Below are 13628 nucleotides of genomic sequence, written 5' to 3' on the forward strand. Positions count from 1 at the left end.
GCGTTTAGAGAATGAATACACAACAACTGGCAAAACTGCGTTCTATCGTGCCCGAGATGCGTCGCGTCCGGCACATTCACTTTGTCGGCATCGGTGGTGCTGGCATGGGCGGTATTGCCGAAGTGTTAGCTAACGAAGGCTATCAGATCAGCGGGTCTGACCTGGCGCCAAACCCTGTTACGCAGCAGCTGGCGTCGCTGGGGGCGACTATCTATTTCAATCATCGCCCGGAAAACGTGAGCGATGCGAGCGTGGTTGTGGTGTCCAGCGCTATCTCCGCGGATAACCCGGAAATCGTTGCGGCGCATGAGGCGCGCATTCCGGTGATCCGTCGCGCGGAAATGCTGGCGGAACTGATGCGTTTCCGTCACGGCATTGCGGTGGCCGGCACGCACGGTAAAACCACCACAACAGCGATGGTCTCCAGCATTTATGCTGAAGCGGGTCTCGACCCGACGTTCGTTAACGGTGGTCTGGTGAAAGCCGCTGGCGTGCATGCGCGTCTGGGCCATAGCCGTTATCTGATTGCGGAAGCGGATGAGAGCGACGCGTCGTTCCTGCATCTACAGCCGATGGTGGCGATCGTCACCAACATCGAAGCTGACCATATGGACACTTACCAGGGTGACTTCGAGAACTTAAAGCAGACCTTTATTAACTTCCTGCACAACCTGCCGTTCTATGGCCGTGCGGTGATGTGCGTGGACGATCCGGTTATTCGCGAACTGCTGCCGCGCGTCGGGCGTCAAATTACGACCTACGGCTTCAGCGAAGACGCGGATGTACGCGTAGAAGATTACAAACAGATCGGTGCGCAGGGGCATTTCACCCTCGCGCGTCAGGATAAAGACCTGCTGCATGTCACCCTGAACGCGCCGGGACGTCACAACGCCCTGAATGCGGCGGCGGCGGTGGCTGTTGCGACAGAAGAAGGCATTGACGATGAAGCGATCCTGCGTGCACTGGAGAGCTTCCAGGGGACGGGCCGTCGTTTCGACTTCCTCGGTGAATTCCCACTGGAGCCGGTAAACGGTAAGCCAGGGTCTGCGATGCTGGTGGATGACTACGGTCACCATCCGACGGAAGTGGACGCAACCATCAAAGCGGCACGTGCGGGTTGGCCGGAAAAGAATCTGGTCATGATCTTCCAGCCGCACCGTTACACGCGTACCCGCGATCTGTATGACGATTTTGCCAACGTCCTTTCTCAGGTTGATACCCTGCTGATGCTGGATGTTTATGCTGCGGGTGAAACGCCGATTCCGGGTGCGGACAGTCGTTCTTTATGTCGTACCATCCGTGGACGCGGTAAAGTGGATCCTATTCTTGTTCCCGACCCGGCGCAGGTGGCTGAAATGCTTGCCCCGGTCCTGACGGGTAACGATCTGATCCTGATTCAGGGCGCGGGAAATATCGGCAAAATCGCCCGTACCTTAGCTGAAATCAAACTGAAGCCGCAAACTCAGGAGGACGAGCGTCATGGCTGATAAGATTGCTGTCCTGTTTGGCGGCACTTCCGCCGAACGCGAGGTTTCTCTGAATTCGGGCGCTGCCGTGCTGGCGGGCCTGCGTGAAGGTGGCGTGGACGCGCATCCGGTTGATCCGAAAGAGGTGGACGTCACGCAGCTGAAAGCGATGGGCTTCGATAAAGCCTTCATCGCGTTGCACGGCCGCGGTGGTGAAGACGGCACGTTGCAGGGGCTGCTGGAGCTGATCGGTATACCGTACACCGGCAGCGGCGTGATGGCATCCGCCATCTCCATGGATAAACTGCGCAGCAAACTGCTGTGGCAGGGCGCGGGCCTGCCCGTTGCGCCATGGGTTGCACTGACGCGTCGTGAATATGAATTGGGTCTGTCGGACAGCGTTAATACACGCATTGCGGCACTGGGCTTACCGGTTATTGTTAAGCCGAGCCGTGAAGGGTCGAGCGTGGGAATGTCCAAAGTTGATAAAGCTGTAGATTTGGCTGACGCTTTAGCACTGGCATTTCAACATGATGAAGAAGTTCTGATTGAAAAATGGCTTAGCGGGCCGGAATTTACCGTCGCGATGCTTGGCGAAGAAATTTTACCGTCAATTCGCATCCAACCCGCCGGAGTCTTCTATGATTATGAGGCGAAGTATCTCTCTGATGAGACGCAATATTTCTGCCCAGCGGGTCTTGAAGCAGAGCGTGAAGCCGAATTACAGTCTCTGGTGCTTAAAGCGTGGAATGTTCTGGGATGTCGTGGCTGGGGACGCATTGACGTAATGCTTGACGGTGACGGGCAATTTTATCTGCTGGAAGCAAACACGTCTCCGGGAATGACCAGCCATAGCCTTGTGCCGATGGCGGCGCGTCAGGCGGGAATGAGCTTCTCGCAATTAGTTGTACGTATTTTGGACCAGGCGGGCTGATATGTCTCAGGCTGCATTGAACACGCGCAACCGCGATGACGAAGAAGAATATTCCTCTTCGCGCCGGAGTAATGGAACGCGTCTTGCAGGGATCATCTTCCTGCTCGGGGTGCTGTGCACCGTGTTTATCAGCGGCTGGATGGTGCTGGGCTGGATGGAAGATGCGCAGCGGTTGCCGCTTTCAAAGCTGGTGGTGACCGGGGAGCGACACTACACGCGTAACGATGATATTCGCCAGTCGATTCTGGCGCTTGGGTCGCCTGGCACCTTTATGACGCAGGACGTCAACATTATTCAGAGTCAGATTGAACGTCTGCCGTGGATAAAACAGGCAAGTGTCAGAAAGCAATGGCCTGATGAATTGAAGATTCATCTGGTTGAATATGTGCCGATTGCGCGTTGGAATGATCAGCATATGGTTGATGTAGACGGAAATTCGTTCAGCGTCCCGAGCGATCGTGTCAACAAGCAGAATTTACCGATGTTGTATGGGCCGGAAGGCAGCGAAAACGAAGTATTGCAGGGTTTTCGTGAGATGGGGCAGGTGCTGGCTAAGGATCGCTTTACGTTAAAAGATGCTGCGATGACGGCGCGCCGTTCCTGGCAGTTGACCTTAACGAATGGCATCAAGCTCAACCTTGGCCGCGGCGATACAATGAAACGTCTGGCGCGTTTTGTAGAACTTTACCCGGTTTTACAGCAGCAGGCGCAGACGGATGGCAAACGGATAAGCTACGTTGATTTGCGCTATGACTCAGGCGCAGCAGTCGGTTGGGAGCCGGCTCCGGTCGAGGAACCTAATCAGCAACAAAATCAGGCACAGGTACAGGCAGAACAACAATGATCAAGTCGACGGACAGAAAATTGGTAGTAGGACTGGAGATTGGCACCGCGAAGGTTGCCGCTTTGGTAGGGGAAGTTCTGCCCGACGGTATGGTCAATATCATTGGCGTGGGCAGCTGCCCCTCCCGTGGTATGGATAAAGGTGGGGTAAACGACCTTGAGTCGGTGGTGAAATGCGTTCAGCGCGCCATCGACCAGGCTGAATTGATGGCAGATTGCCAAATTTCCTCTGTCTATCTGGCCCTTTCTGGTAAGCATATCAGCTGCCAGAATGAAATCGGTATGGTGCCGATTTCCGAAGAAGAAGTGACGCAGGAAGACGTTGAGAACGTTGTCCACACGGCGAAATCCGTGCGTGTTCGCGACGAGCACCGTGTGCTGCATGTGATCCCGCAGGAATACGCGATCGACTACCAGGAAGGCATCAAGAATCCGGTCGGTCTGTCGGGCGTGCGTATGCAGGCAAAAGTGCACCTGATCACATGTCACAACGATATGGCGAAGAACATTGTAAAAGCCGTTGAACGTTGTGGCCTGAAAGTTGACCAACTCATTTTCGCCGGACTTGCCGCGAGCTATTCCGTGCTGACCGAAGACGAACGTGAACTGGGCGTCTGTGTGGTCGATATTGGTGGTGGTACAATGGACATGGCTGTCTATACCGGCGGTGCGTTACGCCACACCAAAGTGATCCCGTACGCAGGGAACGTCGTGACCAGCGATATTGCTTACGCTTTTGGTACGCCACCGAGCGATGCAGAGGCGATTAAAGTGCGCCATGGTTGCGCGCTGGGCTCTATCGTCGGCAAAGACGAGAGCGTTGAAGTGCCGAGCGTAGGCGGTCGACCGCCGCGCAGCCTGCAACGCCAGACGCTGGCAGAGGTAATTGAGCCGCGTTATACCGAGCTGCTCAACCTGGTCAACGAAGAGATTTTGCAGTTACAGGAACAGCTTCGCCAGCAGGGTGTGAAACATCATCTCGCGGCGGGGATTGTATTAACCGGCGGGGCAGCGCAAATTGAAGGTCTTGCGGCCTGCGCTCAGCGCGTGTTCCATACGCAGGTGCGTATCGGTGCGCCGCTGAATATCACCGGTTTAACGGATTATGCCCAGGAGCCGTACTATTCAACGGCGGTGGGCCTGCTGCACTACGGGAAAGAGTCCCATTTAAGTGGTGAGGCAGAGGTGGAAAAACGCGTCTCGGTGGGGTCGTGGGTCAAACGACTTAACACCTGGCTGCGAAAAGAATTTTAATTTTTTTAAGAGACCGGAGAGAATTAGCGGTCTCGGGCGACAGGCACAACGGAGAGAGAGATTATGTTTGAACCTATGGAATTAACCAACGACGCGGTGATTAAAGTCATCGGCGTCGGTGGCGGCGGCGGTAACGCCGTAGAGCACATGGTGCGCGAGCGCATCGAAGGTGTTGAATTCTTCGCGGTGAACACCGATGCGCAGGCGCTGCGTAAAACGGCTGTTGGCCAGACGATTCAGATCGGTGGTGGCATCACCAAAGGTCTGGGAGCAGGGGCTAACCCGGAAGTGGGCCGCAACGCGGCTGAAGAAGATCGTGAAGCGCTGCGCGCTGCACTTGACGGTGCAGACATGGTCTTCATCGCAGCGGGTATGGGCGGCGGTACAGGTACCGGTGCAGCACCCGTTGTGGCGGAAGTCGCTAAAGATTTAGGTATTCTGACCGTTGCTGTCGTGACCAAGCCTTTCAACTTTGAAGGTAAGAAGCGTATGGCTTTCGCGGAGCAGGGTATCACCGAGCTGTCCAAGCACGTGGACTCTCTGATTACCATTCCGAACGACAAGCTGCTGAAAGTGCTGGGTCGCGGTATCTCTCTGCTGGATGCCTTTGGCGCGGCAAACGACGTGCTGAAAGGCGCGGTTCAGGGTATCGCTGAATTGATTACCCGTCCTGGCCTGATGAACGTTGACTTTGCAGACGTTCGCACCGTGATGTCCGAGATGGGCTACGCGATGATGGGCTCTGGCGTGGCGAGCGGTGAAGACCGCGCGGAAGAAGCCGCTGAAATGGCGATCTCTTCTCCGCTGCTGGAAGATATCGATCTGTCTGGCGCGCGTGGCGTGCTGGTCAACATTACCGCTGGCTTTGACCTACGTCTGGATGAGTTCGAAACCGTGGGTAACACCATCCGTGCATTCGCCTCTGACAACGCGACCGTCGTTATCGGTACCTCCCTTGATCCGGAAATGAACGACGAACTGCGTGTGACCGTTGTGGCCACCGGTATCGGTATGGACAAGCGTCCTGAGATCACCCTGGTAACCAACAAACAGACTCAGCAGCCGGTTATGGATCGTTACCAGCAGCATGGTATGGCGCCTCTGACTCAGGAGCAAAAACCGGCGGCGAAAGTGGTGAACGACCCGACTCCACAAACGGCAAAAGAGCCAGATTATCTGGATATCCCGGCGTTCCTGCGTAAGCAAGCTGACTAAGAATTGGCTGGAATTTGGGGATTTGCGCTCTTTGTGCTAAACTGGCCCACCGTTAGTGATATACACTCTCGGTTGGATAGTTAATTTGGCGAGATTATACGATGATCAAACAAAGGACACTTAAACGTATCGTTCAGGCGACGGGTGTCGGTTTACATACCGGCAAGAAAGTCACACTGACGTTACGCCCTGCGCCGGCCAATACCGGGGTCATCTATCGTCGCACCGACTTGAATCCACCGGTAGATTTTCCGGCCGATGCCAAATCTGTGCGTGATACTATGCTCTGTACTTGTCTGGTGAACGAGCATGACGTGCGGATTTCTACCGTAGAGCACCTGAACGCCGCCCTGGCGGGTCTGGGTATCGACAACATTATGGTTGAAGTCGATGCGCCAGAAATCCCGATCATGGACGGGAGTGCTGCTCCGTTCGTTTATTTGTTGCTGGATGCCGGCATCGAAGAACTGAACTGCGCGAAGAAATTTGTTCGCATTAAAGAGACCGTTCGCGTCGAAGATGGCGACAAATGGGCTGAATTCAAACCGTACAATGGTTTTTCGTTGGACTTCACCATCGATTTTAACCATCCGGCGATTGACTCCAGCACCCAGCGCTATGCGATGAACTTCTCTGCGGATGCGTTCATGCGCCAGATCAGCCGAGCACGTACCTTCGGCTTTATGCGTGATATCGAATATCTGCAATCCCGCGGCCTGTGCCTGGGCGGCAGCTTCGATTGTGCCATCGTTGTTGACGATTATCGCGTACTGAACGAAGACGGCCTGCGTTTTGAAGATGAATTTGTTCGTCACAAAATGCTGGACGCGATCGGCGACCTCTTCATGTGTGGTCACAACATCATTGGTGCATTTACCGCGTTTAAATCCGGTCATGCACTGAACAACAAACTGTTGCAGGCAGTCCTGGCAAAACAGGAAGCCTGGGAATATGTGACCTTCGAAGACGAAGCTGAACTGCCGCTGGCGTTCAAAGCACCGACTATGGTCCTGGCGTAACGGTTAAACCCGTTTCGTAAGAAAAGCGACTGGTTCACCTGGTACTCTCTCCGACCAGGGAAGCCAGTCGTTTTTATTTCTGCCCTTCTTTAATTTGTCCCTTTCACCCCTGGCCTGTGTCGGGTGCCGAATAACGGTGTGTTCGCTGCATTATTGACCGTTTTTACCTGCTGCAAGGTGTCATTCCTGCTGCTGCGTATTGGCTTTAGTGGTAATATCTGGGCGCTAAAAAAGAATAACTAAACTCAGCCTGCACTGGCGGGCGAACGTGGTGGAGCAAGTGAGCGGAATACTGACGCGCTGGCGACAATTTGGCAGACGTTACTTCTGGCCGCATCTCTTATTGGGGATGGTCGCGGCGAGTCTCGGCTTGCCTGTGCTCAGCAACAGCGCAGACGCGGCAACGCCAGCACGTTCCACGACGACCAAACACGATCTCACCACACGGGTTAACTTCACTAATCTCGCATGGCTTGAAGCCAGCCGTCGTCCCAATTTCTCCGTTGATTACTGGCAGCAGCACGCGATTCGCACGGTTATCCGCCATCTGTCGTTCGCGATGGCGCCGCAGACGATGCCTGTTGCGGAAGAAACGCTGCCGGTCCAGGCTCAGCATCTTGCCCTGCTCGATACGCTTAATGCGCTTCTGACGCAGGACAACCAGCCGCCAGTGACCGTGAATCAGACGGCGAAAACGGATTTTGTTTCCCCTGCATCCTTCTCTGTTTCGACATGGATTAGCCAGGTTCACGGCATCCGTGCCGGGCCTCAACGCCTCAGCTAAATTAACCTTTTTCAATACCTTAATTTATCTGCCCGAGTGGGGCGTTTGAGAATTTATTATGCTAATCAAATTGTTAACCAAAGTTTTTGGTAGTCGTAACGATCGTACCCTGCGCCGCATGCGCAAAGCGGTAAACGTCATCAACGGTATGGAACCGGCGATGGAGAAGCTCTCTGATGATGAACTGAAAGCAAAAACCGCGGAGTTCCGTGCGCGTCTGGAGAAAGGCGAAACCTTAGAAAGCCTGATCCCGGAAGCCTTTGCCGTAGTACGTGAGGCCAGTAAACGCGTGTTCGGCATGCGTCACTTCGACGTGCAGCTGCTGGGCGGGATGGTGCTCAACGAGCGCTGCATCGCGGAAATGCGTACCGGTGAAGGTAAAACCCTGACTGCAACGCTGCCGGCTTACCTGAATGCGCTGACGGGTAAGGGTGTTCACGTTGTTACCGTCAACGACTATCTGGCGCAGCGCGACGCCGAAAACAACCGTCCACTGTTCGAATTCCTCGGCATGACCGTGGGCATTAACATGTCCGGCCTGCCGGCACCTGCCAAGCGTGAAGCCTACAACGCGGACATCACCTACGGCACCAACAACGAATACGGCTTCGACTACCTGCGTGACAACATGGCGTTCAGCCCGGAAGAGCGCGTCCAGCGTAAACTGCACTATGCGCTGGTGGATGAGGTTGACTCCATTCTGATCGATGAAGCGCGTACCCCGCTGATCATCTCCGGCCCGGCCGAAGACAGCTCCGAGATGTACCGTAAAGTCGACAAAATCATTCCTCACCTGCTGCGTCAGGAGAAAGAAGACTCCGATACCTTCCAGGGTGAAGGTCACTTCTCCGTTGATGAAAAAGCGCGTCAGGTCAACCTGACCGAACGCGGCCTGGTGAAAATCGAAGAGCTGCTGGTTGCTGAAGGCATTATGGAAGAGGGCGAGTCTCTGTACTCCCCGAGCAACATCATGCTGATGCACCACGTAACGGCTGCACTGCGCGCGCACGCGCTGTTCACCCGCGACGTTGACTACATCGTTAAAGACGGGGAAGTCATCATCGTCGATGAACACACCGGCCGTACTATGCAGGGACGTCGCTGGTCCGATGGCCTGCACCAGGCCGTGGAAGCCAAAGAAGGCGTGGATATTCAGAACGAAAACCAGACGCTGGCATCCATCACCTTCCAGAACTACTTCCGTCTGTACGAGAAGCTGGCGGGGATGACCGGTACCGCAGATACCGAAGCGTTTGAGTTTAGCTCCATCTATAAGCTGGATACCGTGGTAGTACCTACCAACCGTCCGATGATCCGTAAGGATATGCCGGACCTGGTATACATGACTGAAGCGGAAAAAATTCAGGCGATCATCGAAGATATTCGCGAACGTACCGCGAAGGGCCAGCCGGTACTGGTGGGGACCATCTCCATCGAGAAGTCCGAAGTGGTGTCTAACGAGCTGACTAAAGCAGGCATCAAACACAACGTTCTGAACGCCAAGTTCCACGCTAAAGAAGCAGATATCGTTGCGCAGGCGGGTTACCCGGCAGCCGTAACCATCGCCACCAACATGGCGGGTCGTGGTACCGATATTATGCTCGGCGGTAGCTGGCAGGCTGAAGTGGCGGAGCTGGAAAACCCAACCCCAGAGCAAATCGCGCAGATCAAAGCCGACTGGCAAGTGCGTCACGACGCGGTGCTGGCATCCGGTGGTCTGCACATCATTGGTACCGAGCGTCACGAATCTCGTCGTATCGATAACCAGCTGCGCGGTCGTGCGGGTCGTCAGGGTGATGCCGGTTCTTCCCGCTTCTATCTGTCTATGGAAGATGCGCTGATGCGTATTTTCGCCTCTGACCGTGTGTCCGGCATGATGCGTAAACTGGGCATGAAACCTGGCGAAGCGATCGAGCACCCGTGGGTTACCAAAGCGATTGCCAACGCCCAGCGTAAAGTGGAAAGCCGCAACTTCGATATTCGTAAGCAGCTGCTGGAATATGATGACGTTGCCAACGACCAGCGTCGTGCGATCTACACCCAGCGTAACGAACTGCTGGACGTGTCCGACGTGAGCGAAACCATCAACAGCATTCGCGAAGATGTGTTCAAAGCCACTATCGACGCTCATATTCCACCGCAGTCTCTGGAAGAAATGTGGGATATCGAAGGCTTGCAGGAACGTCTGAAAAACGACTTCGATCTCGAACTGCCAATCAAAGAGTGGCTGGACAAAGAGCCTGAGCTGCACGAAGAGACCCTGCGCGAGCGTATCTACGAAACCGCGCTGGACGTCTACAAGCGTAAGGAAGAAGTGGTTGGCGCAGAGATGATGCGTCACTTCGAGAAAGGCGTAATGTTGCAGACCCTGGACTCCCTGTGGAAAGAGCACCTGGCGGCAATGGACTACCTGCGTCAGGGTATCCACCTGCGAGGTTATGCGCAGAAAGATCCGAAGCAGGAGTACAAGCGTGAATCCTTCTCCATGTTTGCTGCCATGCTGGAGTCGCTGAAGTATGAAGTTATCAGCACTCTGAGCAAAGTTCAGGTGCGTATGCCGGAAGAAGTGGAAGCGATGGAGCAGCAGCGTCGTGAAGAAGCTGAGCGTCTGGCACAGATGCAGCAGTTGAGCCATCAGACCGATGAGAGCGAAGCCGCAGCAGCAATCGCAGCGCAGACTGGCGATCGTAAAGTTGGTCGTAACGATCCGTGCCCATGCGGTTCCGGCAAAAAATACAAGGCGTGCCACGGCCGTCTGAGCTAAGAACATAACAAACTGAAAAGGCGCAGATATCTGCGCCTTTTTTATGGAAGTGACATGATGAAAACACTGCAAATTGCTGTCGGGATCATTCGCAACCCGCAAAACCAGATCTTCATTACCCAACGTGCCGCCGATGCGCACATGGCCAACAAATGGGAATTCCCCGGCGGGAAAATCGAATCAGGTGAAACGCCGGAGCAGGCGCTGGTGCGTGAGCTTCAGGAAGAGGTGGGGATCACCCCGCTTGGCGCAACGCTGTTCGATAAGCTGGAGTACCAGTTTCCGGATCGTCACATCACGCTGTGGTTCTGGCTGGTGGAAAGCTGGGAAGGTGAACCGTGGGGTAAAGAGGGGCAGCCGGGTAACTGGATTGAGCTTCAGGCCAGCGATGCGGAAAAATTCCCGCCCGCCAATGAGCCTGTGATACTCCGGCTGGTTGCACAACCGTAGGCCTGCTAAGCGAAGCGCCAGCAGGCTTTGAACGTTACTGCTGGTTTTCGCTCCAGTCATCGCTATCCGAGAGATCGCCTTCGCTCGGAATGCGTTTCTCTTCCGCCGCCCATTCGCCCAGGTCTATAAGCTGACAGCGCTTGCAGCAGAATGGGCGAAATGGACTCACTTCTCCCCAGACGACAGTTTTCCCACAGGTTGGGCAGTTTACGGTGGTTACGTCAGACATCGGCACTCCTTAACAACAGGCCAGTTCAAAATCGAGGCGTTCCGGCACGGTGCCATGTTCACTGTCCAGCGGCATAAAGCGGATCGCGAAACGGCTTTTATGTCCGGAAATTTGCGGGTAAAGCTGCTCGCTAAGAGACAGATTCAGGCGCAGAAGATCGGCGTCGTCGCCGTTATCCTGATAGAAACCGTTGAGACTGGTTTGTTTGCGGAACGGGGCAGAGTTACGCACAAGATCGAGGATCAAGGATAACGTCTGATTCATCGGCTCCAGGCTGCCCAGCCAGCTGTTCACCTGGCGATCGCGCTGTTCCTGCGGCATGTGCAACCACATATGCAGCGTTGGCAGGTCAAAGCTACAGCAACCGCCCGGTATGCTCAGGCGCTGGCGCACCAGCGCAATCAGACGATCCTCTCGTAAAAACTGGCCAACGCGCGGCGCGGCCATCAGCGTCGTGCTGCTGTTTTTCAGCTGCTGGCGTAAAGCGTCAATTCGACTTTGATCCACGCCCGGTACTTCGGCCCAGGCCTGTAATTTACGCTGCTGGCGCTCCAGCTCTTTCAACAGCTCAGTGCGGACGTCACCGCGTTCAATCACATCCAGCAGATCGCCCACGTTGCGGAAAAAATGCAGCGCGGTGGCGTGATCGTTGACAGGCAGATGTTGTGAAAGCTGTTGAATAAGAAATTCTATGCGTAGCCAGGTACGCATTTTTTCGTTAAGCGGGTGCTCAAAAAGGATATGAGTCGACATTATGGTTTTTCCTGTGCAACGGCCTGCGCGGCGAAGGTCAGATACTGCGCGTGCAGACGAGCTACATCCGATGCAATGGCATCTGGTGCGCCGTTATTATCAATAACATCATCCGCAACGGCGAGGCGCGCTTCGCGCGTGGCCTGTGCGGCAAGAATTTGTTCAGCATGTTCGCGTGAAACATGGTCACGCGCCATGGTTCTCTGGATTTGCGTTTCGCGGGAAACGTCAATCACCAGCGTTCTGTCTGCTTTATTCTGAAGCTGATTTTCCACCAGTAACGGGACGACCCACAACACATAGGGCGAACGGGCTGCGGCAATTTGTCGCTGAGTTTCCTGGTGGATAATGGGGTGGAGCAGGGCATTAAGCCAGGCTTTTTCCGCTGGATCGGAAAATATGCACTCACGCAGCTGCCGACGATTCAGGGTGCCGTCAGCCTGTATCACACGGCGACCAAAATGCGCTTCGATGGCGTTTAAGGCGGGTGTATTGGGTTCTACCACATGACGGGCAATGATATCGGCGTCGATAATCGTGATGCCGAGACGAGCAAACGCGTGCGCAACGGTGCTTTTACCACTACCGATGCCGCCGGTTAATGCGACGATATACCCCATTAAATCAGATCCTGGGAATTATTCAGTTTTAAAATCAGTTGCTTAAAATTCAAACTTACAACAGCCAATGTTTAGCTCTCTTTACCCGCTTTTTACCAGGTAAATTTATAGGATTGTAGCGTAAAAAAAGAGAATTTCGCAGTCTTGCGGAGCAGGTATTAGTGCGTATGATAGCGTCACTGGAGTTGTGCTTTTAATATATTTGCCTCTAACCCCAGGAATCCGCACATGCGTATCGAAGAAGATCTGAAGTTAGGTTTCAAAGACGTTCTTATCCGCCCTAAACGCTCTACACTGAAAAGTCGCTCAGACGTTGAACTCGAACGTCAATTCACCTTTAAGCATTCCGGTCAGACGTGGTCTGGCGTGCCGATTATCGCGGCCAACATGGACACCGTCGGGACCTTCGAGATGGCGACCGCACTGGCGCAATTCGACATCCTTACTGCGGTACACAAACACTACAGCGCTGAAGAGTGGGATGCGTTTGTCGCCTCCGCCTCGTCTGAAGTGGTGAAGCATGTGATGGTCTCGACCGGTACGTCTGATGCAGATTTCGAGAAAACCAAACAGATCCTGAACGCCAATCCGGCGCTGAATTTTGTCTGCATTGACGTGGCAAATGGTTATTCCGAACATTTCGTCCAGTTCGTCAGCAAGGCGCGTGAAGCCTGGCCAACCAAAACCATCATCGCGGGCAATGTGGTGACCGGTGAAATGTGTGAAGAGCTGATCCTCTCCGGAGCCGACATTGTGAAAGTAGGCATTGGCCCGGGCTCCGTTTGCACCACGCGCGTGAAAACCGGTGTGGGTTATCCGCAACTGTCTGCGGTAATTGAATGCGCTGACGCTGCGCACGGTCTGGGCGGCCAGATCATCAGCGACGGTGGCTGCACCATGCCAGGCGATGTCGCGAAAGCCTTCGGCGGCGGCGCGGATTTCGTGATGCTCGGCGGCATGCTGGCAGGCCACGAAGAGAGCGGCGGTACCGTGGTGGAAGAGAACGGCGAGAAATTCATGCTATTCTACGGAATGAGCTCTGAATCCGCGATGACCCGTCACGTGGGTGGTGTCGCGAAATACCGTGCGGCGGAAGGCAAAACCGTTAAGCTACCACTGCGTGGTCCGGTCGAAAACACGGCGCGCGATATCCTCGGCGGACTGCGTTCTGCCTGCACCTACGTTGGGGCTTCCCGCCTGAAAGAGCTGACTAAACGCACGACGTTTATCCGCGTTCAGGAGCAGGAAAACCGCGTTTTCAATAGCCTCTGACGGCTACGGCTGGCGCGCGTCCGTG

General features: G+C 54.7%; 13 protein-coding genes. 10 read left to right on the plus strand and 3 right to left on the minus strand.

The window, feature by feature from the left end:
* Window positions 1-11: 11 nt before the first annotated feature.
* The 9 genes from murC to mutT all read left to right on the plus strand — a co-directional run bounded on the left by murC (window position 12) and on the right by mutT (window position 10729).
* Window positions 12-1487: a UDP-N-acetylmuramate--L-alanine ligase gene (murC, locus tag O1724_RS03995; protein WP_003856345.1), complete on the plus strand. Its 1476-nt coding sequence runs from the start codon at window positions 12-14 to the stop codon at window positions 1485-1487.
* The gene (locus O1724_RS04000; protein ID WP_003856344.1) at window positions 1480-2400 is read left to right on the plus strand and encodes a D-alanine--D-alanine ligase; all 921 of its coding nucleotides are present in this window, start codon (window positions 1480-1482) and stop codon (window positions 2398-2400) included. The genes murC and O1724_RS04000 overlap by 8 nt, the downstream gene beginning before the upstream one ends.
* A gap of 1 nt (window position 2401) precedes the next feature.
* Entirely contained in the window at window positions 2402-3244 is an 843-nt protein-coding gene (ftsQ, locus tag O1724_RS04005) for a cell division protein FtsQ (protein WP_003856342.1), read from the plus strand.
* Entirely contained in the window at window positions 3241-4497 is a 1257-nt protein-coding gene (ftsA, locus tag O1724_RS04010) for a cell division protein FtsA (RefSeq protein ID WP_003856340.1), read from the plus strand. The genes ftsQ and ftsA overlap by 4 nt, the downstream gene beginning before the upstream one ends.
* Before the next feature lie 63 nt (window positions 4498-4560).
* Window positions 4561-5712, plus strand: a complete 1152-nt coding sequence (gene ftsZ, locus O1724_RS04015; protein ID WP_003856338.1) for a cell division protein FtsZ — start codon at window positions 4561-4563, stop codon at window positions 5710-5712.
* A gap of 101 nt (window positions 5713-5813) precedes the next feature.
* A complete protein-coding gene (gene lpxC, locus O1724_RS04020; protein WP_003856337.1) occupies window positions 5814-6731 on the plus strand; it encodes a UDP-3-O-acyl-N-acetylglucosamine deacetylase in 918 nt (305 codons plus the stop codon).
* 280 nt (window positions 6732-7011) lie between these two features.
* Complete coding sequence (gene secM, locus O1724_RS04025; protein WP_032628081.1) at window positions 7012-7515, plus strand: secA translation cis-regulator SecM; 504 nt, start codon at window positions 7012-7014, stop codon at window positions 7513-7515.
* Between the two features lie 58 nt (window positions 7516-7573).
* Window positions 7574-10279, plus strand: a complete 2706-nt coding sequence (secA, locus tag O1724_RS04030; protein ID WP_003856335.1) for a preprotein translocase subunit SecA — start codon at window positions 7574-7576, stop codon at window positions 10277-10279.
* 57 nt (window positions 10280-10336) lie between these two features.
* Window positions 10337-10729: an 8-oxo-dGTP diphosphatase MutT gene (mutT, locus tag O1724_RS04035; protein WP_003856333.1), complete on the plus strand. Its 393-nt coding sequence runs from the start codon at window positions 10337-10339 to the stop codon at window positions 10727-10729.
* 34 nt (window positions 10730-10763) lie between these two features.
* Here the strand turns inward: mutT and yacG are convergent, their stop codons facing one another.
* From yacG to coaE, 3 genes are read right to left on the minus strand one after another with little or no spacing between them, the layout of a single operon-like run.
* A complete protein-coding gene (gene yacG, locus O1724_RS04040; protein WP_003856332.1) occupies window positions 10764-10958 on the minus strand; it encodes a DNA gyrase inhibitor YacG in 195 nt (64 codons plus the stop codon).
* Window positions 10959-10967: 9 nt separating this feature from the next.
* Window positions 10968-11711, minus strand: a complete 744-nt coding sequence (zapD, locus tag O1724_RS04045; RefSeq protein WP_003856329.1) for a cell division protein ZapD — start codon at window positions 11709-11711, stop codon at window positions 10968-10970.
* Window positions 11711-12331 (minus strand): dephospho-CoA kinase, encoded by a 621-nt coding sequence (gene coaE, locus O1724_RS04050; RefSeq protein WP_003856328.1) that lies wholly within the window; start codon window positions 12329-12331, stop codon window positions 11711-11713. Before coaE ends, zapD begins: the two co-directional genes overlap by 1 nt.
* Before the next feature lie 228 nt (window positions 12332-12559).
* On the opposite strand from coaE, the gene O1724_RS04055 reads away from it, so the two are divergent.
* Window positions 12560-13603: a GMP reductase gene (locus O1724_RS04055; RefSeq protein WP_126297025.1), complete on the plus strand. Its 1044-nt coding sequence runs from the start codon at window positions 12560-12562 to the stop codon at window positions 13601-13603.
* Window positions 13604-13628 lie beyond the last annotated feature (25 nt).

It is taken from the genome of Enterobacter cloacae complex sp. HYC074_NIDB, from assembly GCF_056673345.1.